This window comes from Urechidicola sp. KH5 (genome assembly GCF_054661455.1).
In genome coordinates, this window is the sequence record NZ_BAAFSW010000003.1 from 429,710 (window position 1) to 452,890 (window position 23,181).

A 23,181-nucleotide genomic window follows, 5' to 3' on the forward strand; every position below is an offset into this window, starting at 1 on the left:
TTGTTTTATGATTACAAGCGACCAGATTAAAGATATTTCGCAACGAATTGAAAAACTGAGATCCTACTTAGATATCGATAGAAAGTTGATTGAAATAGCGAATGAAGAAGAGCAGACAGCAAACCCTGAATTCTGGAACAATCCTAAAGAGGCAGAAGTTTTTATGAAAGGACTTCGAAGCAAAAAGAAATGGGTTGAAGATTACAATACTTTAAAAACACATTTAGAAGATTTAGAAGTTCTCTATGATTTTTACAAGGAAGATATGGGTGAAGAAGCTGATGTTATAAAGCAACACGAAACTACCATAGAACTTTTAAAGAATATTGAGTTTAGAAATATGCTATCTGATGAGGGTGATAATCTTAGTGCAGTGTTACAAATAACAGCTGGTGCTGGCGGTACTGAAAGTTGTGATTGGGCTGCAATGCTACTACGTATGTATATAATGTGGAGTGAACGACAAGGTTTTAAAGTGCGTGAATTGAATTATCAAGATGGTGATGTTGCAGGTATAAAAACGGCTACAATTGAGATTGATGGAGAATTTGCTTTTGGGTATTTAAAAGGTGAAAATGGAGTTCATAGATTGGTGCGAATCTCGCCATTTGATAGCAACGCTAAAAGACATACTAGTTTTGCATCTGTTTATGTTTATCCATTGGTAGATGATACTATTGAAATTGCAATTAATCCAGCCGATATAGAAATAACCACAGCACGTTCTAGTGGTGCGGGTGGTCAAAATGTTAATAAAGTAGAAACCAAAGTGCAGCTTACCCATAAACCTACAGGTATTCAAATTTCTTGCTCTGAAACACGTTCGCAACATGAAAATAGAGATCGTGCTATGCAAATGTTAAAATCACAGTTGTATGAAATTGAACTAAAAAAACGTCAAGAAGCACGAGATGATATTGAAGCTGGTAAGATGAAAATAGAATGGGGGTCACAAATAAGAAATTATGTAATGCACCCTTATAAATTAGTGAAAGATGTAAGAACAGCGCATGAAACAGGTAATGTAGATGCTGTTATGAATGGTGATATAGATTCTTTTTTAAAAGCATTTTTAATGTTAAACGGACAAAAAGAAACAGCAAATGAACTCTAATATAGATACAATAATATTTGATTTAGGAGGTGTCTTGGTAGACTGGGATCCAATGAATTTGTATAAAAATGTGTTCGATACTCAAGAGGAAGCAAAATGGTTTCTAGACAATGTATGTACATCTGAATGGAATATTGAACAAGATGGTGGCCGACTTATTAAGGATGCTGTAGCATTAAAAATAGAGGAATTCCCTAATTACAAAAGTCAAATAGAACTATTCTATGAACGTTGGGAAGAAATGTTTGAAGGTACTATTGAGGCCAATGTTAAACTACAACAGCACCTAATTAAGAACACAGATTTTAGAGTTTATGCTTTAACAAATTGGAGTAGTGAAAAATGGGATAAAGCATTGGAATTGTTCCCTTTCTTTAAAGATTTTGAAGGAGTTATCGTTTCTGGATATGAAAAAATGAGAAAACCTCACGATGAAATTTACCAATTAATTTTAGACAGGTTTGACATTTCTGCCGAAAATGCCATTTTTATTGATGATAATCCAGAAAATGTTAAAGCTGCCAAAAAAAACGGATTGGCATCAGTACAATTTACTGGAGCTAGACCATTAAAAGACTTGTTATCTGAATATCAGATTATGATTTAAACGAACAATATGCTAACCATTATATACAAATGGTTCATTTCGGTTAACGTTTTGTTAATTTTTCACATTAATTAATTATATTGCCACCTTTAATGAATTTTGCATGAAAAATCAACATTCAACCCAGTGATCAACCCTACTAAATGACCAAAAAATTCCTTTGTTTATTTTTTGTTTCTTTTTGTTCCCTATTGATGTACGGACAAGACTTTTTTGTTAAAGGCAAAGTAGTAGATGCTTTAACAAAAAAAGGGTTGCAATACGCGACTGTTGCTTTATATCATGCCGACTCATTGCATAGTGGAACTGTTACATCAAAAAATGGGAGCTTTAAATTGAATGCTTCAAACGGAAATTACACGGCTACTTTTGAATATTTGGGCTATACTTCATTCTCTGAAAATATTACTATATCAAATAACGATTTTGACTTAGGTGAAATTCAATTAGAAATTTCAACTGAAGCCTTAAATGAAATTTCAGTTACACAAACATCGAATACTGCAACAGTTTTAAGTTTAAATAAACAAACATATAATGTTGATAAAGATGTAGTGTCTAATGGAGGTACTGCAATCAATGTTTTGGGTAATGTACCTTCTGTTACTGTTACTGCAGAGGGTATACCTATGATTAGAGGTAGTAGACCAAAAATTATGATTAATGGAAGAATCTCTACTCAAACAAAACTTGAGGCTTTGCAAAACCTCCCCGCCAGTAGTATTCAAAAAATAGAAGTTATAACCAACCCATCAGCCAGATTTAGTGGTGACAGCAGTTCTGGAATTATCAATATTGTTCTTAAAAAAGGAATAGACAACGGTTTAAATGGGTCTGTTACTGGCACTGTATCTTTAGATGAAACACAAGTATATGGAGGAGCCACAAGTATTAATTATAGAAATGGTAATCTAAATCTTTACACAAACACAAATCTATTTCATAGAAAGCCCGCAGCTAACACCAAAGTAAAAAACAAATATTTTACCAATGCAACTCTAGATAACAGTATAAAAGAACTAAGAGACTATGAACGTAAAAATGTAGTTTTTGAGACTACCATTGGAGCCGATTATTATTTAAGTGATTATGAAGTTGTAAATATTGAAGGAACTTATTCGCTCTTTAATGGTGATTACAACAATCTAAATACAACAAAATATTATGATCAAGACGATATCCTAAATTTAATTTCTGAACGAAAATTAGAAACTCAATTTGATGATGATATTTATGAAATAGCTGGTATTTATCAGAAATATACGGATCGCTTGGGAGAATTATTTTATGCAGAGTTCTCTTATTCGTATGATAATGAAATAAAAGACAGAAAACTTTTTAATCGCGATTTATATCCTTATCAAGAATTAATATTAGATAATGAATTGATTTATGATCATTTAAAACTAAGAAATACTTATTGGTTCGTTGGATATGATTACCCAATAAATGACCAAACGATTTTGGGTGTTGGGTATGAAGCTAATTTGGGTAAGATTGAAACTACATTTATCAACAAAATAATTGAAAACGGTGATTTTGTAATTGACCCTTCAACCTCTAATGTTTTTGATTTTAAAGAAGATTGGCACAGAGGATATATTCAATTTGATCAAGAACAAGAGAATTGGTCTTATGGTATTGGGCTTGGTATTGAACACACTCGCTTAGATGCTCAATTATTAGATTCAGAAGAACAAGTTAAAACCAACTTCACCGATTATTTCCCAAGCTTTAATATTGATTATAAATTATCTGACAATCATGGTTTGAGTCTTTCCTACAGAAGAGGATTACAACGTGTAGATTACCCAAGTATTAATCCGTTTGAGCAAAGAATAAGTGAAACTACCTCGTATGTTGGAAACAAAAAATTACTACCATATTATATCAATTCAATCGAATTGAGCTTTTTAAACCAAAATGAAGAAGCAAAACTCAACTTTAATCCCACTTTATATTTTAGACATTACGACGATATTTGGCAATTTGTAACTTACGAAAATGGTGAAATTGTAAATGGTGTTCCTAAATTGATTAATTCGCCTGTAAACCTTGGTTTCTTAAGTTTCTTGGGAGCAGAAATGGTAGCGACCTATGCTGCAAATGATTGGTGGAATTTAACGGGGACATTTGACTTGCGTTATGTTACACAAGAAGGAATTTTCACCTATCAAGATTCTAATAATGAAACTATAATTCTTGATTACGGTAATACAAATGTAACTGGAAATGCTAAAGTTACAAGTGCTATGGATCTGCCACATGAAGTGGCATTACAAGTTACAGGTGAATATTTTTTAAATTCAAAAGCTGCATATTCTGAGCGTGAGGCTTACGCCTATTTGAATATAGCTGCAAATAAAGATTTGTTTGATAACAAGGCAACAATATCGCTAATTGCCACAGATGTTTTCAACTCAAATCGAACAAAAAGAACTCGTTGGCCTGATAATGTTATTTCCTATACAAATACCCAGTGGAAACAGCCTCAGGTATTATTATCTTTTACTTGGAGATTCAACCAGAGTAAACAAGATAAAAACCTTAATTTTGACTCGAAAGACGACGAAGAAAAATATTAAACAATGGTTAAGATTTATCACAATCCAAGATGCAGAAAAAGTAGAGAGGGCGTTGCATATCTAGAAGCGAAAAAAATTGAATTTGAAACGGTACTTTATTTAACTACTCCCCCTACTCCTTCAGAATTAACAGATATTATCAATAAATTAGGAATCTCCCCTAAAAATCTTGTCAGAAAATCAGAAGCTATTTGGAAAGAGAATTTTAAAGGTAAAGAACTTTCTGATAGTCAAATTATTGAGGCTATGGTAATTAATCCCAAATTAATTGAACGCCCTATTATTATTATTGGTGATAAAGCTGTTATTGGTCGACCGGCAGAAGCTATAGAAGAAATCATGTAGCAATATTCCTAAATTATTTATGTGTAATTTATACACTTGTTTTAACAGTACTTTAACGAAAGTAGGTTATGCCTGCGGTTACATTTGCAATCCTTAAAAGAAAACAAATTACAACCAATGTTAAAATACTTCAACCTTTTAATATTGCTCTTATTAGTAAGCACTGCATTTGCTCAAAAAATTAATGTTTCGGGAACTGTAACAGAAGAGGAAACAAGTCAACCTTTAGAATATACTACGATAATCATTACTCCTACAAATGGTGGCAATGTAACCGGAGGCGTTACAGGTGTAGATGGTAGATTCGATATCGAAATAAATGCAGGTAACTACGATATAACCATTGAATTTTTATCATTTGAATCAAAAACTTTAAATAATCTAGATTTAACAAAAGATACCTACTTAGGAACGATTGCACTTAATGCAAGCGCAGAAGCTTTAGAAGAAGTAGAAATTATTGCCGAAAAAAGTACCGTAGAAATAAGGTTAGATAAAAAGATTTTTAATGTAGGTAAAGATATGACTGTTAAAGGTGGTAATGCGGTAGATGTACTAGACAATGTGCCATCTGTTACCGTAGATGTTGAAGGTGCTGTTAGTTTAAGAGGTAATGAAAATGTACGTATATTAATTAATGGACGTCCCTCTGCTATGGTTGGATTGGGTAACGATGCATTAAAACAATTACCTGCTGAGGCTATTGAAAAAGTAGAAGTTATAACATCACCATCAGCCAGATACGATGCAGAAGGTACTGCAGGTATTTTAAATATCATATTAAGAAAAGGAAAAGCCCAAGGATTTAATGGTACTGTCAATGCTATTATTGGAACTCCAGAAGCCTACGGGTTATCTGGTAACTTAAACTGGAGAACTAAAAAAGTTAATTTCTTTACAAATACTGGTTTAAACTACAGCAACTCTCCAGGTAATGGTTATTTCGAAACTGTAGATATGCAAAACATTGATGATTACTATAGTATTGAAGACAGGACATATAAAAGAATAAGAAGAGGTTTTAACACTCAATTTGGTCTAGAATATATGTTTACAGATAAAGCATCGCTAACTGGTAGTGCTTTATACAACTATGCTACAAGAGATAATGAAGCTCGTGCTGATAATGCTAATTATACCGAAAATTGGATTGAAACACAACTAGGATACAGACTTGAATTAGAAGATGAATTAGACAAACAACTAGAATTTAATCTAAACTTTATTCAATCTTTTGACAAAGACGATCACAAACTTACTGTTGATTTTCGACATGAAAAAAGTCAAGATGATGAAATGGCTGATATTATTGAAGCCATAACTTTTCCAACTACAGAATTAGGATTTGAGCGTACTTCCGTATTAGAAGATCAAACAGAAATTTTACTTCAAAGTGATTATGTGTGGCCTGTAGGTGAATCAAAACAGTTTGAAGCAGGAGTTAGAATTATCATTAACAATAATGAATCTGACAACATTCTTGAAGAAATGAATGATGATGGCGATTTTATATTTAATCCAGATTTATCTAACCTGTTTATTTATAATGAAAATGTAAATGCGGTTTACACGCAATACGGCACAAAATGGGGAGCATTCTCTGCTTTATTTGGATTGAGATTAGAGAATACAAATATTGATGTTCAAGTTGAAAGTGAAAGTGAATTGCCCGACACTAACTTCAAAGACGAGAAAAAATATACCAACCTATTCCCTACTGCTAACCTAGCTTATGAAATTAATGATGAATCAAGTTTAACATTAGGTTACAACAGAAGAATAAGAAGACCTAGAGGACGTTTTTTAAACCCGTTTCCATCTCGTGTTAGTGAGACAAACATTTTTAAAGGAAATCCAGATTTAGATCCTTCAATCTCTAATGGAGTAGACATTGGATACTTACATAAGTTCAATAAATTCACATTCAATACTTCTGTATACTATAATTACGCAACAGATGTATTTGATTACATTGTTGAGTATGAAGATGGAATTGCTATTACAACACCTCGTAATATTGCATCTGAGCAGCGTTTAGGTTGGGAGTTTTCATTTAACTACAACCCGTTTAAAATTTGGAGATTAACAACTAGTTTAAATTTCTTTAAATCTGCCAGAGATGGTAATGGTGAAGTTCCTGATTACGATAACGATAGTTGGTTTGCTCGAGTAAACTCAAGAGTTAACTTACCGTATGGTATTGATTGGCAAACTACTGTAGACTATAGAGCTCCTTCTCAAAACTTTCAAACACAAACGGATGGACGTGTAGGAATAAATTTAGCATTTAGTAAAGATGTTTTAAAAGAGAATGCGACAATCTCATTAAATGTGAGCGACTTACTAAATTCTCGTAAAAGAATTTCTACCACAACATTTGATGAATTCTCTTACAGGTATAGTGAATTTCAGTACAGACAACGTCAAATTAGAGCAACATTTACCTATAGATTCAACCAACAGAAAAAACGCAACGGCCGAAGAAATGGTGGCGGCGACTATGATGGAGGTGGTGAAGATATGGGATTCTAAAAGAAAAATACTTTTATAAAATAGAACCGAAGCTTATTTGCTTCGGTTTTTTTTATACAATATGTAATTAAAAGTCAAAAAAAAAGCTTGTCACATTTGACAAGCCTTTTAAATATTTTAGCGGATCGTTATTCTTCAATAACTGCTTTTTCAGTTTTACGCAGTTTCCACTCTTCTCTTAAATAACCGATAATCCAATAAGGAATTACAAAAGTCAATAAGAAAATCATTAACCAAAATCCCATTGTAAAAATGGTTAAGAAAAGTAAAAATCCTGAATATTGTGAAAAGTCCATAAGTTTCGTTTTAATACAAGTACAAAAGTAGTATTTATTTTTTATTTAACACAAGTACTTTTTATACTTTTTTCTAAGTTTTCAACGTCAAAATATTATCTATAAATCATTAAAAAATTCTCACTTCTTAGTACCTTTGTAACACAATTATTTAGCTTATAAATCATGGAATATAGAATAGAAAAAGATACTATGGGTACTGTTAAAGTTCCTGCTGACAAGTATTGGGGCGCGCAGACTGAACGTTCTAGAAATAACTTTAAAATTGGAGCACCGGCATCTATGCCTCTAGAAGTTGTTTATGGCTTTGCCTACCTTAAAAAAGCCGCTGCTTACACCAACTGTGAGTTAGGTGTTCTTTCTGAAGATAAAAGAGATTTGATTGGTGCGGTTTGCGACGAAATTTTAGAAGGAAAACATGACAATCAATTTCCATTAGTTATTTGGCAAACAGGTTCTGGTACTCAAAGCAACATGAATGTAAATGAAGTTGTTGCCAATAGAGCACATGAAATGGCTGGTAAAGTAATTGGTGAAGGAGAGAAAACTATTCAACCAAATGATGATGTGAATAAATCGCAATCTTCAAACGATACCTTCCCTACCGGTATGCATATAGCATGCTATAAAATGGTTGTTGAAACTACTATCCCAGGAATTGAAACCTTAAGAAATACGTTAGCAGTAAAAGCTGAAGCATTTAAAGATGTAGTTAAAATTGGTAGAACGCACTTAATGGATGCTACACCTTTAACCGTAGGTCAAGAATTTTCTGGTTATGTTTCTCAATTAGATCATGGTTTAAAGGCGCTAAAAAACACCTTGGCACATCTATCTGAATTAGCTTTAGGTGGAACAGCTGTTGGTACAGGTTTAAACACGCCAAATGGCTATGATGTACTAGTTGCTAAATATATCGCAGAATTTACAGGTTTACCATTTGTTACTGCAGAGAATAAGTTTGAAGCATTAGCAGCCCATGATGCGATAGTTGAAACACATGGAGCTTTAAAACAAATTGCAGTTTCATTAAATAAAATTGCCAACGATATTCGTATGATGGCTTCTGGTCCTAGATCAGGTATTGGTGAATTAATCATTCCTGCTAATGAACCTGGTTCTTCTATCATGCCTGGGAAAGTAAACCCTACACAAGCAGAGGCGATTACTATGGTTTGTGCGCAAGTAATGGGTAATGATGTTGCAGTAACAGTTGGTGGTACCCAAGGACATTACGAGCTGAATGTATTTAAACCGATGATGGCAGCAAACCTTTTGCAATCAGCTAGATTAATAGGTGATGCATGTGTGTCATTCAATGAAAATTGTGCTGTTGGTATTGAACCAAATCATAAAGTAATCAACCAATTACTTAACAACTCTTTAATGTTAGTAACAGCATTGAATACAAAAATTGGTTATTACAAAGCGGCTGAAATCGCCAATACAGCGCACCAGAATGGAACAACATTAAAAGAAGAAGCAATCAATCTAGGTTATGTAACTGCCGAAGAATATGACGCTTGGGTAATTCCTGCAGATATGACTGGAAGTTTGAAATAATAAAGTAAAATACTTATTAAAAAGGCAAAGCTTAGGTTTTGCCTTTTTTTATACATTTGAATTATGACGACATTAATAACAAACATCAAAGAATTATTGCAAGTAAGAGAAACGCAAGTTGATAAAGTGTCAGGTTCAAAAATGGCAGTATTACCAACAATTAAAAATGCGTATCTACTTCTAGAAGATGATATTATAAAAGACTTTGGTAAAATGTCTGATTTTCCGAAAATCAATGCAGACAAGAATATTGATGCTTCTGAAAAAATGATTTTACCAGCTTGGTGCGACTCACATACACATATTGTTTATGCTGGAAACAGAGAACAAGAATTTGTTGCACGGATAAAAGGTAAAACCTATGAACAAATAGCCAATGAAGGTGGCGGCATACTTAATTCTGCAAAAAAACTACAAGAAACTTCAGAATCTGATTTATACCAACAATCTTCTAAAAGACTCGAAGAAGTTATGAAATTAGGTACGGGAGCTATTGAGATAAAATCTGGTTATGGATTAACGCTTGAGACAGAGTTAAAAATGCTTCGTGTTATAAAAAAGCTACAAGTAAATTATCCTATTGACATTAAAGCCACCTATTTGGCCGCTCATGCTATTCCAAAAAGTTTTAATGGAAATTCATCGGCTTATATTGATGCAGTAATAAGCGATTTTTTACCTGTTATAGTTGCAGAGAAAATTACGGAATATATTGACATTTTTTGTGAAACCGGATATTTTACAGTAGAAGATACAAATCGATTATTATCAGCAGCTGCTGAATTTGGATTGATAGGAAAAATTCATGTGAACCAATTTACAGCAATTGGGGGTATCCAATCAGGTATTGCACATAATGCTTTATCTGTAGACCATCTGGAGTTAATGAGAACTGAAGATATAAATGCTCTAAAAAATTCAAACACAATGCCAGTTGCCTTGCCGCTATGCTCCTATTTCCTAAGCATTCCGTATACCCCTGTAAGAAAAATGATTTCAGAAGGGTTAGCTCTTGCCTTGGCTACAGACTTCAACCCTGGTTCTACCCCTTCAGGAAATATGAATCAAGTAGTTTCGGAAGCTTGTATAAAAATGAAAATGACTCCTGAAGAAGCTATTAATGCAGCAACTATAAATGGTGCTTATGCAATGGGGTTAGAAAAAACCCATGGTAGTATTACAAAAGGTAAAAAAGCAAATCTTATTTTAACGAAAGAAATTCCTAGTTATGGTTATTTACCTTATGCTTTTGGCAGTAATTTAATTGAGAGCGTTTTTATTAATGGAAAACCTGTAGAATAGATCTCCAACAATATCGCAAGTCTTTCAGAAAATTCCATTCTAAAACATAATGTCTATTCATCTCAACTTTATGTGGCCAAATAACGGTATTATTATAATTAATAGGATCTGATTGTTTTGCTAAAAGTTCTGCTTCATTAGAATAATACAACGTAGCTGGCCCCGTAATACCTGGTTTTACTGACAAAATAATTCTGTCATCACCTTCCAATTTATCGGCATACCCTTTAATATCTGGCCTAGGGCCTACAAAACTCATAGAACCAAATAATACATTAATAAGCTGTGGAAATTCGTCAAGTTTAGTGTTTCTTAAAAATTTACCAAAACTTGTAATTCTAATATCTGCAGAGGTTGTAATATGACCTTTAGTAACGCCTTTTCTCATTGACTTAATTTTGTACAAAACAAAAATTTGACCAAACTGGCCAACCCGTTCTTGCTTAAAAATTCCAAAAGATCGAGTTGAAAAAGAAGCTATCAATATTAAAATCAATAAAGGAATTATTGCAAAACAAAGTCCTACCAAGGCAAAGGTAAAGTCAAAAAGGCGTTTAAAAATTTGTTGCTTTTTTGAGAGCATTATTTAGCACTTTGGTAAATACGCTCTATGATATCGACCACCTTCATACCTTCTAAAGCATTTGTAGTAATAGTCTTTTTATTATTTAAGACATCTATTACATTTTGAATAACATAATGATGATTTTGGGCAGATCCTTTGTAAGTACCATAATCATTACCCGGGTTGGTGGCCTCCAAATCGGGCATTTTATAATCTTCTATATGGCAATACTCTACTTCATTCATATATTGTCCACCCACTTTAACAGATCCTTTTTCAGCTATAATTGTCATTGAACTTTCCATGTTCTTATTCCAAACTGCTGTAGAAAAATTAAAACTACCAAAACCTCCATCAACAAATTCGAAGTTAACAATACCTGTATCCTCAAAATCGGTCATGTTTTGATGTTTAAAGTCTTTCATTACTGCATTGATATTGGTTATATCTCCAAACAACCAATACATTATATCAATAAAATGTGAAAACTGAGTAAATAATGTACCACCATCCAATTTTTTGTCACCATGCCAAGAATCCTCCGTATAATAACGTTCATCTCGGTTCCAAAAACTATTGATATGCACGGAATATAAATCACCTAGTGCATTGGAATCAATAATCTCTTTTAACCATACTGAGGGTGGTGAATATCTATTCTGCATAACAGCAAAAACCTGTTTATCCAATTGTAATGCCTTAAATATAACCTTCTCAGCATCAGCTTTAGTTAATGCCATTGGTTTTTCAATTACAACATGTGAGCCTGAATTTAGAACTTGCAATGCTTGGGATGCATGATATCCATTTGGAGTTGCAATGGTAACTACGTCCACTTCTATTTTACTTAAAAGAAATTCATTTAAACTTTCAAAGAATGGAACATCAAAATTCTCAATATGCAAATCTGCTTTTGACTTTACATCTATAAGGGCAACTAATTCGGCTTCATTTGCTCTTAACACCATTTCAGCATGACGTTTCCCAATATGCCCACAACCTACGATAGCAAACCTTATCTTTTTCATCGTTTATGCTCTACCTATTAAATATTCTTTGGAATAAAGATCGTTTTCCGTTGTCGTGATAACCTTGACCATAACCATTTCCATAACCGTAACCCATATCATATTTTGACTTCACCTTAAAATTATTTAATACTATACTTATATTCTTCATTTCATTCATTTCATATTTTCTATTCACCATTTTGATCATTCCTTTTTGTGTAAATCCTTGTCTAATGACATATAACGTTACATCTGCAAATTTAATAATGTCAAAGGCATCAGTAACCAAACCAATTGGGGGTGTATCTAATATGACATATTCATAATCTTCTTGTAACTGTTTAATCATCGAGGCTGATGCATCACTAATTAAAAGTTCTGAAGGATTTGGAGGGATGGGTCCAGATATTATTAAATCTAAATTTTCAATTTGAGTTTTTTGAATTACCTCCTTTAAAGATGATTGGCCAATAAGATAATTCACCACTCCTAAATTACTATCCAAATTAAATTCTCCAAATATTTTTGGCTTTCTTAAATCTAGTCCTACCAATACAGTTTTCTTGCCGCTAAGAGCAAAAACTGTAGCCATATTAATAGAGCAAAAAGTTTTTCCCTCTCCACTTACTGAAGAAGTAAAAACGACGGTTTTTGATTTATTTAAATTAGTATTTCTACTAAATAAGAAATGAATATTTGACCTTAGCGCCCTAAATGCCTCAGCAACTGAAGATTTAGGCTTCTCAAATACTGCCAAATTACTTTCAATTACTTTTCTACCCACAACCCCTAAAACTGGAATTGAGGTTAAACGCTCAATAGACTCAACAGTCTGAATTTTCGTATCAAAAACTTCCTTAATTACAATAATAAATAAAGGTAAAATGATACTTAACATAAAGCCTACCATATAATTGAATCCTGTTCTTGGTAACATAGAAGCTTGTCCCATATCTTTGGCTCTATCTAATATTGTAATGTCAGAAACACTAGCTGCAATTGCTATATCCGCTTCATATCTTTTTTGAAGCAAATATTTATAATTTGATTCTGTCATTGCGTATTTTCTTTGAAAATTCAACAATTGTTGCTCTTTTTCTGGTAATTCTTGTAATTTAGTATTATAGATATTAAGTCTTTTTTGGCTATTCTTTATATCTACCTCCAAGATCTTCTTAACCGAAGCAATGTTTTCGAGCAAAACAATTTTAGCAGCTTCAATCTCTTGATTTAAACTAACAAGTGATGGATGATTCTCAGTAACCTCAGAAGCTAATTTTAACTTTTTCAAGGATAAGGAAGTCAAAACTTGTACCTCTCCGGCAATAGAACCATCTTCAACTCCAATTACTGCCGGAGCTGGAATACTTGTAAAACTCTGATGATTATTGATATAATTTATGAGATTCTCATAATATTCTAATCTTTCATTTAAAGTTAATTGAGCTTCATCAATATCTAAGGTATTTGAAAATATATTACTCCCTTCAGCTGATAAATTATAAATGTCTTGTTCTTCTTTATAAACCCCCATGTCTACTTCAATTAAACGCAAACTATCTTGGGTATTTTTAAACTGTTCTTCAATAAATTTTAAGGTTTGTCTAGCGTAGTTAGTTTTATCATTTAACTGCTTCTCAGCTAATAATTCTACAGTTTCATTTAAATAATCAACCAATCTATTCTTATTTGGCCCTGTAAGTGTTACAGATAAAAGAGAAGTATTTCTAATCGGTTCTGCTCTCACCGCTTGATATTTACCAACAACAGCATTCACAGGTTTAAATCGTATCATGTACTCCTTACCTGCTAAATTACCTCTACCTGGAATTGACTGTAATGCACAACGCATAAAAGGTAACGTCAAAGGTTCATTTAAACTGAACTCACTTTTAAAAACAGATTGAGTAATAGGGTAAATATGTTGCTCATCTGAATTGTAATTAATCATTCTAGCCTCCTTAGATTCACCAAAATCAACAGTTAGTTTAAATCGTTCATTATCAATAAAACTAATATAAATGAGTGTATTTAATAGTTGAAACCCGTTTGGCTCTAATACCACATTAAAAGGTGTTTTACCATAAACATCTTCAACTCTAAATCGTCCCTCTTGCAAATATTCCACATAAAACTCCAATTCTCGAACAACTTGTTCATTATGAGAACGTGAACTAATTACTCTTCTTAAAGATTCTACTTTATCGCTAACACCACCCCAATTAAAGGCTATATTTGTACCAGTAGCAAATAATGGGTTTTGCTGCTCTTTTACAGAAATAGTTGCATGTAGACCATAAGCTTTTTCTGAAGAAATATTAAGGTAATAAGCCATTCCCAATCCAATAGGAATGGTTACTAAAAACCATTTCCAATGAGAAATAACTCGAAATAGAAAGTCTTTTAAATCTGTGATATCTTCCTTACCTGGTTTTAAAAAATCAAATTCGTTGCTCATCAAAGGGGCTTATAAATTGTCAATTAATAAAATTGTACTTACCAATACTGTAAATATTGAGGCTATAGTAGTAAATGTTTGGAAACCATTGGTACCCAGACCCCATGATTTTCGCTCAAGAGCCTCAACATAAATAACATCATTTGGTTGAATGTAAAAATGCTCGTTATTAAAAACCTCAATATCCGTCATGTCGATAGTATAGGTTTCAACACCATTAAAAGTCTTGCGAAGTATTTGAACTTTTTCTCTATTTCCAAAAGTTGAAATTTCACCAGCATTTGCCAAAGCTTCAATTATGGTTACTTGATTTTGCTGTAAAGTAACTGTACCTGGACTGCCTACTTCTCCCGTAACAACAAACTGAATTCCAGATAATTTAACCGTTACGAAAATACTTTCAGGGTTTTTGATAAACTTCTTTAATTCTACTTCTATTTTCTCTCTAACTTCTTCTTCCGTATACCCCAATACATTTAATTCTCCAATGTATGGAATTCTAATATTACCATGTAAATCAACTGTATATCCATTAAAATATAATCCCTGCCCTGCATTTGCTCCACTACTATTCGTTTGTCCTGATTGAAAAAGAGAAACCAATTCAGGATTTTTGGACTTAATGGTAATTTGTAAGATATCGTTTACTTGAAGCCTGTATGGAGTATTATTGAATTTATACAATTCGTTATTTTTAGTAGGTTCACCTTGAAAATAATTGGTCTTCTTAGTTGATAAACAGCTAGTAAAACACGCCAAAAGGCAAGCCAACACACAAATTCTTTTTATCATTTAAAATTTAATTAAATCTAGTTTTAGTTACTTAAATGCAACAAATCCATTTTAGTAGTAAGCAAATATAATTTTTAATCGATAACATCACCAATATTTCTATTATTTTCGCTTAAATTTCAGTAATACTTTATGTGGTATCAAATTGTTTCTTATCTAAAATTCTTAAAAAAAGCAACCAATCAACACGGAGTTCATTCTCCATTTGTTTATAACTTAGTTACAAAATGCTTTTATCAAAAATCATCGAGAAATAAAGTTGAATTATTAAACAACTATCGTAGTAAATTATTACAGAACAATAATACAATAGAAGTGACTGATTTTGGAAAAGGTTCTAAAATTTTTAAATCCAATCAACGTCAAATATCCAAAATTGCTAAAGTGGCAGGAATATCAAAAAAAAGAGCTGAATTATTAGCTCGAATTGTTTCATATTTTAATTCAAATAAAATATTAGAAATTGGCACCTCACTTGGCATTGGTACCGCTAGTTTGCACCTTGGAAGTACCAACGCTAAAATAACGACCCTTGAAGGTTGCCCTCAAACGATTCAAACAGCGAAAGAAACTTTTGATTATTTCGACTATCAAAATGTAAATTTTGTTGTTGGCGATTTTACAAACACATTACCAAAAGTCTTAAAGGCTGGCACATATGATTTGATTTATTTTGACGGCAACCATCAAAAGGAACCAACATTGAATTATTTTAGGCAATGTTTATCTTCTGTTCATAACAACAGTGTTTTCATTTTTGATGATGTACATTGGACTAAAGATATGGAAGAAGCATGGAAAGAAATAAAACAACACCCAAAAGTAACCGTTACTATAGATACTTTTTTTTGGGGAATTGTATTTTTTAGAAAAGAGCAGGCTAAAGAACACTTTACAATAAGAGTTTAATAAACTATTTTTTAAGTATGAAAATTTATACAAAAACTGGAGATAAAGGAGAAACCTCTCTATTTGGAGGAACTAGAGTATCTAAAGATCATATTCGAATTGAAGCATATGGTACAATTGATGAGCTTAACTCTTATTTGGGTTTATTGAGAGATCATATTTCGTGTAAAAATCTCTTTGAGCTTATTGTAAATATTCAAGATAACCTTTTTGTCCTAGGTGCTGAGTTAGCAACTCCAAAAGAGAAGGAAATACTCAAAAATGGAAAAGATAGATTAAACATAAATCGAATTTCCAACATACATATTCAACAGCTGGAACAACAAATTGATTTGTTAGATTCCTCTCTTCCTCCTATGACCCACTTTGTGTTACCAGGTGGCCACCCAATGGTGTCATATTGTCATATAGCAAGATGTGTATGTAGAAGAGCTGAGCGTAACACAGTAAAGCTCAATAACATAATAGAAATAAACCATTCAATTATTCAATATTTAAATAGGCTTTCAGACTACCTTTTTGTGCTGGCACGGAAATTGACTTATGACAACAAAATCGAGGAAATCAAATGGATTCCTAAACAAAAAGAGTAAGTTCTTAAAAATATTAAAAAAACATCCTAATTATCTTGGCTGTTTTTGTAAAAAAATTATTTTTGCAGAAAATCTAAACAAGAAAAAATTATGTATTGGACTCTAGAATTAGCCTCATACTTGGCAGATGCTCCTTGGCCAGCAACGAAAGACGAGTTAATTGATTACGCTATTAGAACCGGTGCACCTTTAGAAGTTGCAGAAAACTTACAAGACCTAGAAGATGAAGGAGAGACATATGAGTCAATTGTAGAAATTTGGCCAGATTATCCTACTGAAGATGATTATCTTTGGAACGAAGAAGAGTATTAAAATCAACAATAAAAAATCAATTAAAAGTCTCATTTGAGGCTTTTTTTTTGCTTAATTTTGAGCACCTAAATTTTTAGAAAAATTATGAGTTTATTGAATTCTGTTTTAAAAGTTTTTGTTGGCGATAAGCGCAAGAAAGACCTTAAAGCATTACAACCAATTGTAACCAATGTTTTAGCATTTGAGCATGAAATGGCAGCTTTGTCAAATGACGAATTACGAGCTAAAACAACTGCGTTCAAAAACCGTATTCAAGAAGCTACTGCTTCTTTTGAAGATCAAATCAAAGCGTTACAAGAAGAAACGCAAACCGCAAACATAGATCGTAAAGAAGAAATCTATAATGAAATTGATCAGCTTGAAGACGCTTCGTATGAAGCTTCAGAGGCTGTCTTAAACGAAATTGTTGCCGAAGCTTTTGCTCTAGTTAAAGAAACGGCAAAACGTTTTACACAAAACGAAACTGTGGAAGTTATTGCTACTGCTTACGATCGCGAATTGTCTGCCAAAAAAGACAATGTAGAATTAGAAGGAGATAAAGCTGTTTATTACAATACTTGGGATGCTACCGGTAAGCAAATTACTTGGGATATGATTCACTATAACGTTCAGTTAATTGGTGGTTCTGTTCTACACAGTGGTAAAATTGCAGAGATGATGACTGGTGAGGGTAAAACTTTGGTAGCAACATTACCAATTTATTTAAATGCCCTAACTGGTAAAGGTGTGCACGTTGTAACAGTAAACGATTACTTGGCAAAACGTGATGCTGCGTGGATGGCTCCAATTTTTGAATTCCATGGTTTGAGTATTGATTGTATTGATTACCATCAACCAAATTCAGATGCTCGTAGAAATGCCTATAACGCAGATATTACCTACGGAACAAACAATGAATTTGGATTTGACTATCTGAGAGATAATATGGCGCACTCGCCAAAAGACTTGGTGCAACGCCGCCATAACTACGCTATTGTAGATGAGGTAGATTCTGTATTAATTGATGACGCTAGAACACCGTTAATTATTTCTGGTGCTACACCACAAGGAGATCGTCATGAGTTTAACGAATTAAAACCTAGTGTCGACAAATTAGTGAATATTCAGCGTAAATATTTAATTGGCGTTTTATCTGAAGCTAAAAAGTTAATTGCTGAAGGCGATACGAAAGAAGGTGGTTTCAAACTTTTAAGAGTTTACAGAGGTTTACCTAAAAACAAAGCATTAATTAAGTATTTAAGTCAAGAAGGTGTAAAACAATTACTCCAAAAGACGGAGAATCAATACATGGCAGACAACAACAGAGAAATGCCAAAAGTTGATGCTGAATTATTCTTTACAATTGAAGAGAAAAACAATTCAATCGAATTAACAGATAAAGGTATTGCGCATCTTTCGCAAGATCACAATGATGATCATTTCTTTGTACTTCCTGATTTGAGTACAGAAATTGCATCAATTGATGCTAAAGGATTAAAACCTGAAGCAGCTGCGGTTGAGAAAGAAGCAATTTATAAAGACTTTGGTGTTAAGAGTGAGCGAATTCATACCATGAACCAATTGCTAAAAGCCTATACCCTATTTGAGAAAGATGTGGAGTATGTGGTAATGGACAATAAGATTCTTATTGTAGATGAGCAAACAGGTCGTATTATGGATGGTCGCCGTTACTCTGACGGATTACACCAAGCATTAGAGGCTAAAGAGAATGTAAAAATTGAGGCTGCTACGCAAACGTATGCAACCATAACTTTACAAAATTACTTTAGAATGTACCGTAAATTATCAGGTATGACTGGTACTGCGATTACAGAAGCTGGAGAATTCTGGGAAATTTATAAATTAGATGTTGTAGAGATTCCAACTAACAAACCTTTAGCACGTGATGACCGTGAAGATTTAGTCTATAAAACAGCTCGTGAAAAATACAATGCTGTTATTGATGAAGTAACAAAATTAGTAGAGCAAGGTCGCCCTGTATTGGTAGGTACTACTTCCGTAGAAATTTCGGAATTGTTGGGTAGAATGCTTGCAATGCGCAAGATTAAGCACAATGTATTAAATGCAAAACTTCATAAGAAAGAAGCAGATATTGTTGCTGAAGCGGGTCAACCAGGAGTTGTAACTATTGCAACCAATATGGCAGGTCGTGGTACCGATATTAAATTATCTGATGATGTATTAAATGCAGGAGGTTTAGCAATTATTGGTACAGAACGTCATGATTCGCGTCGTGTAGACCGTCAGTTGAGAGGTCGTGCCGGTAGACAAGGTGATGTTGGTTCTTCTCAATTCTATGTTTCTTTAGAAGATAACTTAATGCGTTTGTTTAACAGTGAGCGTGTTGCCAAAATGATGGACCGTATGGGTCTTGGTGAAGGCGAGGTCATACAACACTCAATGATTACGAAATCTATTGAGCGAGCTCAAAAGAAAGTAGAGGAGAATAACTTTGGTATTCGTAAAAACTTACTTGAGTACGATGACGTAATGAATGCGCAACGTGAAGTAATCTACAAACGTAGAAAGCATGCATTATATGGTGAGCGTTTGCAGGTAGACATTGTAAATATGATTTACGATACGTGCGCTGCGATTGTTCAAGAAAATAAAGCTGCGAATGACTATAATAACTTTGAGTTTGAATTGATTCGTTTCTCTTCAATGGCATCGCCATTTAATCAAGAAGAATTTAATTCTAAATCTGAAGGTGAGTTGACCGATGCTCTTTATCAATCGGTTTATCAGCATTATCAAGATAAAATGGAGCGCAGCGCTAAAACTGCATTCCCAGTAATTAAAGATGTGTATGAGAATCCAAATAATAAGTACCAACGTATTGTTGTACCATTTACTGACGGTTCTAAAACTATTCAAGTTGTTACTGATTTGCAAGAAGCTTACAATTCTGAAGGCAAAGTGTTGATTAACGATTTTGAGAAAAATGTAACGCTTGCCATTATTGATAATACATGGAAAGATCATTTACGTCAAATGGATGAGTTAAAGCAATCAGTTAGAAATGCACAATACGAGCAAAAAGACCCATTGTTAATATACAAATTTGAATCTTTTGAGTTGTTTAACAGCAATCTTCAAAAAATTAATAAAGAAGTATTGTCGTTCTTATTTAAAGGAGAGCTTCCTACAAGAAGTGCAGACCAAGTATCTGCTGCTAGAGAACCTAGACGTGAAAAGGTACAATTAACAAAAGAAGAGTTTGCCAATCGATCTGAGACTTCTACCAACCAACCTCAACAAGCACAACAAGTTGAAACATTTGTTCGTACAGAACGTAAAATTGGTAGAAACGATCGTGTGACTATTAAAAGTATTGCAACAGGAGAAAGTAAAGAATTAAAATACAAACAAGCAATACCTTTACTACAAAAAGGAGAATGGGTATTAACCGATGAGTAATGTCTTAAAGAATAATTAAATAAAAAGCCTCAACAAATTGTTGAGGCTTTTTATTTTAATAGTAATGTTATTATAGACAGCTTTTTAATGTAGATTTTCATATCTCTTAAATAATTTCACTAAAAATGAGAGATATAGGTTTACGAGTATTTAATCGACAAAAAATTACAATTCATCGATCTTAAATCACATATAATCGAAAAATCAAGTAATTCAATTACAAATTAAAGTATGTTTGAATAGTAAGGAATTCAGAAAAGAACTATATAAAGCATGTGGGGAAAAAAAAGCTATGAAAAGTTCAAACATCGTTGATTTAATATTTATTTAAATGATTTTCTGAATAAGTTTTCATCCTTATCATTGGTTAGTTGAATTACTACTGCAATAAAATACTTCCTATTGCAGTAGTTTTTCATTTAAAACTAAATAAGTCCTTTAGCTTTAAACTCTAGGTATGTATTTATTACATTTAGGGTTAAACTTTGAGGTTTTGTTAAGATACAATGAACTCCTCTAGCCTGCAGCTCTTTAACGATCAGTTGTTTTTCGTTTGCAAAATTTTCAGCAATTGCTTTATGATATACATCTTCAATATCTTCTGAATTGGTATTAATTAAACCTTCTAATTCTGTATTTTCAAAAAACACGACTACTAGTAAATGTAATTTTGATAAAGCCATAATAGAGGGTAACTGACGCCTCATACCGTTAATATGCTCAAAATTGGTGTAAAGCATTAACAAACTTCTATGGCTCAATTTTCTTTTTATATGGGTATATAATAAAGAAAAATCTGATTCGCTAAAGTTTGTATCTACTGCATATAAAGCCTCATTTATAATATTTAAATGCGTTTTTTTATTACTGGCAGCAATAGTATTTTCAACAGTTTTAGAAAAGGTAAGCATACCAGCTTTATCATTTTTTCTCAAGGCTATATTAGAAAATGCTAAGGTTGAATTGATAGCATAATCTAATAATTTTAAACCATCAAAAGGCATTTTCATCAAACGCCCTGTATCTATTAAAGAATAAATTGGTTGCGATTTTTCATCTTGATATTGGTTTACCATTAATTTTGCATGTTTAGCTGTAGCATTCCAATTAATAGTTCTTATATCATCTCCCAAAACATACTCATTAATTTGCTCAAATTCCATGGTATGACCAATACGTCTTATTTTTTTTAATCCATAAGCATTTAACTTGTTGCTAATTGCTAGAAATTCGTACTTTCTCATTTGAATGAAGGAAGGATACACGGCAATTTTTTCTTTTACAGACAAGGTAAATCTTCTTGATAATAATCGAAATGGTGAAGAAACAAATACTTGCAACCTACCAAACTCATACTCGCCCCTTTCAACTGGTCTAAGTTGGTATTCTAAATCTATTTCTTGTAAAGAATCTATTTCAGTTTGAATTCCAAAATCTCTTTTTTGAAATTGAAAAGGTAATTCATCTATAACTTTAATAAAGATCTTAAATCTATACTGGTTCCTCAAATTAATTAAAACTGGATTTTCATCAGAATTAGAAAACTTTTCAGTCATCATTCTTTTACCAACTAAACCATCTTTTAAATTGAATAACAAGTATATATCCAACACCAAAAGCACTGCAAAAACTAGAAACAATACCCTTGCTATTTGGTAGCTAAATGACCACCAAAAACCAATTAAAAAAATAGTAGAAATAAAAGCTAAAACCTTGTATACTATTTGGTGTAGAAATATGGATTTAAGTTGTTTCAAATTAACGTGGCACTTCTACAGATTGTACAATCATTTGCATTACTTGATCTGTTGTTGCCCCTTCCATTTCTCTTTCTGGTGTCAAAATAATTCTGTGTCTAACTACTGGGTAAATTACTTTTTTAACATCTTCTGGCGTAACAAAATCACGACCGTCTATTGCCGCGGCTGTTTTAGATGCGGTTAATACAGAAATACTTGCCCTAGGTGACGCACCTAAAAACAAATGTGGATGATTTCTAGTTTTATGTACTATTTCGGCTATGTATCGCTTAATTTTCTCTTCTACAACTATTTCTTTTAATAGTATTTTATACGAACGTAATTCTTTTTCAGTAATAACCGGACTAATAACCGCTTGTGGCAAAGCTCCTTTTCTACTTTGATGTAAATCTAAAATGGCAATCTCTTCTTCTAGCTTAGGGTAATTAACTTCAATCTTAAATAAAAATCTATCTAATTGAGCTTCTGGCAATGCGTAAGTACCCTCTTGTTCAATTGGATTTTGTGTACCTAACACCATAAAAGGCTCTTTCATTGCATATCGAGTACCGTCAACAGTTATTTGTCGTTCTTCCATAACTTCAAACAAAGCAGACTGTGTTTTAGCAGGTGCACGGTTTATCTCGTCTATCAACACCATGTTAGAAAATATTGGACCCGATTTAAATTCAAACTCAGATGTTTTCATATTTAAAACAGATGTACCTATAATATCACTAGGCATTAAGTCGGGTGTAAACTGAATTCTGCTAAAATTAGTCTTTACACTTGCAGCCAATAATTTTGCGGTAACTGTTTTAGCAACTCCAGGTACACCTTCTATTAAAACGTGCCCATCAGAAAGCAACGCAATAATTAAAAATTCTATAAAAGATTCTTGCCCTATAATTACTTTCGAAAGTTCTGTTTTTATATTAGCTACGGCCTTTTTTAAAGGATCTAAATTAATTCGTGATTCAAAGTTTAGAGACTCTTTAGACTCCAGATTTTGTTCTTGTGATTCGTTTGTTTCACTCAT

At 32.7% G+C, this 23,181-nt stretch carries 18 protein-coding genes; 11 read left to right on the plus strand and 7 right to left on the minus strand.

The window, feature by feature from the left end; genetic code table 11:
* The first annotated feature begins 7 nt into the window (after positions 1-7).
* The 5 genes from prfB (at position 8) to ACYQ5R_RS10425 (ending at position 7,183) form a co-directional block, all read left to right on the plus strand.
* Positions 8-1,114, plus strand: coding sequence for a peptide chain release factor 2 (gene prfB, locus ACYQ5R_RS10405; RefSeq protein ID WP_460190878.1), 1,107 nt, complete (start codon positions 8-10; stop codon positions 1,112-1,114).
* Positions 1,104-1,721: an HAD family hydrolase gene (locus ACYQ5R_RS10410; RefSeq protein ID WP_460190879.1), complete on the plus strand. Its 618-nt coding sequence runs from the start codon at positions 1,104-1,106 to the stop codon at positions 1,719-1,721. The genes prfB and ACYQ5R_RS10410 overlap by 11 nt, the downstream gene beginning before the upstream one ends.
* A gap of 143 nt (positions 1,722-1,864) precedes the next feature.
* Positions 1,865-4,306 carry a TonB-dependent receptor gene (locus tag ACYQ5R_RS10415; protein WP_460190880.1) on the plus strand — a complete coding sequence of 814 codons (2,442 nt, stop codon included), beginning with the start codon at positions 1,865-1,867 and terminating at the stop codon, positions 4,304-4,306.
* Between the two features lie 3 nt (positions 4,307-4,309).
* On the plus strand, positions 4,310-4,651 hold the full coding sequence (gene arsC, locus ACYQ5R_RS10420) for an arsenate reductase (glutaredoxin) (protein WP_460190881.1): 342 nt from the start codon (positions 4,310-4,312) through the stop codon (positions 4,649-4,651).
* A 117-nt stretch (positions 4,652-4,768) separates the two neighbouring features.
* A complete protein-coding gene (locus tag ACYQ5R_RS10425) occupies positions 4,769-7,183 on the plus strand; it encodes a TonB-dependent receptor (RefSeq protein ID WP_460190882.1) in 2,415 nt (804 codons plus the stop codon).
* A 128-nt stretch (positions 7,184-7,311) separates the two neighbouring features.
* Here ACYQ5R_RS10425 and ACYQ5R_RS10430 read toward each other — a convergent pair whose 3' ends face one another.
* Positions 7,312-7,479: a hypothetical protein gene (locus ACYQ5R_RS10430; protein WP_460190883.1), complete on the minus strand. Its 168-nt coding sequence runs from the start codon at positions 7,477-7,479 to the stop codon at positions 7,312-7,314.
* A 165-nt stretch (positions 7,480-7,644) separates the two neighbouring features.
* Here ACYQ5R_RS10430 and fumC point away from each other — a divergent pair, with 165 nt between their 5' ends.
* Both fumC and hutI read left to right on the plus strand, forming a co-directional pair.
* On the plus strand, positions 7,645-9,042 hold the full coding sequence (gene fumC, locus ACYQ5R_RS10435) for a class II fumarate hydratase (RefSeq protein ID WP_460190884.1): 1,398 nt from the start codon (positions 7,645-7,647) through the stop codon (positions 9,040-9,042).
* 63 nt (positions 9,043-9,105) lie between these two features.
* The gene (gene hutI / locus ACYQ5R_RS10440) at positions 9,106-10,344 is read left to right on the plus strand and encodes an imidazolonepropionase (protein WP_460190885.1); all 1,239 of its coding nucleotides are present in this window, start codon (positions 9,106-9,108) and stop codon (positions 10,342-10,344) included.
* Here hutI and ACYQ5R_RS10445 read toward each other — a convergent pair.
* From ACYQ5R_RS10445 to ACYQ5R_RS10460, 4 genes are read right to left on the minus strand one after another with little or no spacing between them, the layout of a single operon-like run.
* Positions 10,322-10,927, minus strand: coding sequence for a sugar transferase (locus tag ACYQ5R_RS10445; protein ID WP_460190886.1), 606 nt, complete (start codon positions 10,925-10,927; stop codon positions 10,322-10,324). The genes hutI and ACYQ5R_RS10445 overlap by 23 nt on opposite strands.
* Positions 10,927-11,937: a Gfo/Idh/MocA family protein gene (locus ACYQ5R_RS10450; protein WP_460190887.1), complete on the minus strand. Its 1,011-nt coding sequence runs from the start codon at positions 11,935-11,937 to the stop codon at positions 10,927-10,929. The genes ACYQ5R_RS10445 and ACYQ5R_RS10450 overlap by 1 nt, the downstream gene beginning before the upstream one ends.
* Before the next feature lie 10 nt (positions 11,938-11,947).
* Positions 11,948-14,377 (minus strand): GumC family protein, encoded by a 2,430-nt coding sequence (locus ACYQ5R_RS10455; protein WP_460190888.1) that lies wholly within the window; start codon positions 14,375-14,377, stop codon positions 11,948-11,950.
* A 9-nt stretch (positions 14,378-14,386) separates the two neighbouring features.
* Positions 14,387-15,169: a polysaccharide biosynthesis/export family protein gene (locus tag ACYQ5R_RS10460; RefSeq protein ID WP_460190889.1), complete on the minus strand. Its 783-nt coding sequence runs from the start codon at positions 15,167-15,169 to the stop codon at positions 14,387-14,389.
* Positions 15,170-15,301: 132 nt separating this feature from the next.
* Here ACYQ5R_RS10460 and ACYQ5R_RS10465 point away from each other — a divergent pair, with 132 nt between their 5' ends.
* The 4 genes from ACYQ5R_RS10465 (at position 15,302) to secA (ending at position 20,403) form a co-directional block, all read left to right on the plus strand.
* On the plus strand, positions 15,302-16,078 hold the full coding sequence (locus tag ACYQ5R_RS10465; protein WP_460190890.1) for an O-methyltransferase: 777 nt from the start codon (positions 15,302-15,304) through the stop codon (positions 16,076-16,078).
* A gap of 17 nt (positions 16,079-16,095) precedes the next feature.
* Positions 16,096-16,671 (plus strand): cob(I)yrinic acid a,c-diamide adenosyltransferase, encoded by a 576-nt coding sequence (locus ACYQ5R_RS10470; protein ID WP_460190891.1) that lies wholly within the window; start codon positions 16,096-16,098, stop codon positions 16,669-16,671.
* A 90-nt stretch (positions 16,672-16,761) separates the two neighbouring features.
* Positions 16,762-16,983 (plus strand): DUF2795 domain-containing protein, encoded by a 222-nt coding sequence (locus ACYQ5R_RS10475; protein WP_460190892.1) that lies wholly within the window; start codon positions 16,762-16,764, stop codon positions 16,981-16,983.
* 84 nt (positions 16,984-17,067) lie between these two features.
* Positions 17,068-20,403 carry a preprotein translocase subunit SecA gene (gene secA, locus ACYQ5R_RS10480; protein ID WP_460190893.1) on the plus strand — a complete coding sequence of 1,112 codons (3,336 nt, stop codon included), beginning with the start codon at positions 17,068-17,070 and terminating at the stop codon, positions 20,401-20,403.
* A gap of 425 nt (positions 20,404-20,828) precedes the next feature.
* Here the strand turns inward: secA and ACYQ5R_RS10485 are convergent, their stop codons facing one another.
* Positions 20,829-22,043, minus strand: a complete 1,215-nt coding sequence (locus ACYQ5R_RS10485) for a DUF58 domain-containing protein (RefSeq protein WP_460190894.1) — start codon at positions 22,041-22,043, stop codon at positions 20,829-20,831.
* A 118-nt stretch (positions 22,044-22,161) separates the two neighbouring features.
* On the minus strand, positions 22,162-23,181 hold the full coding sequence (locus ACYQ5R_RS10490) for an AAA family ATPase (RefSeq protein ID WP_460190895.1): 1,020 nt from the start codon (positions 23,179-23,181) through the stop codon (positions 22,162-22,164).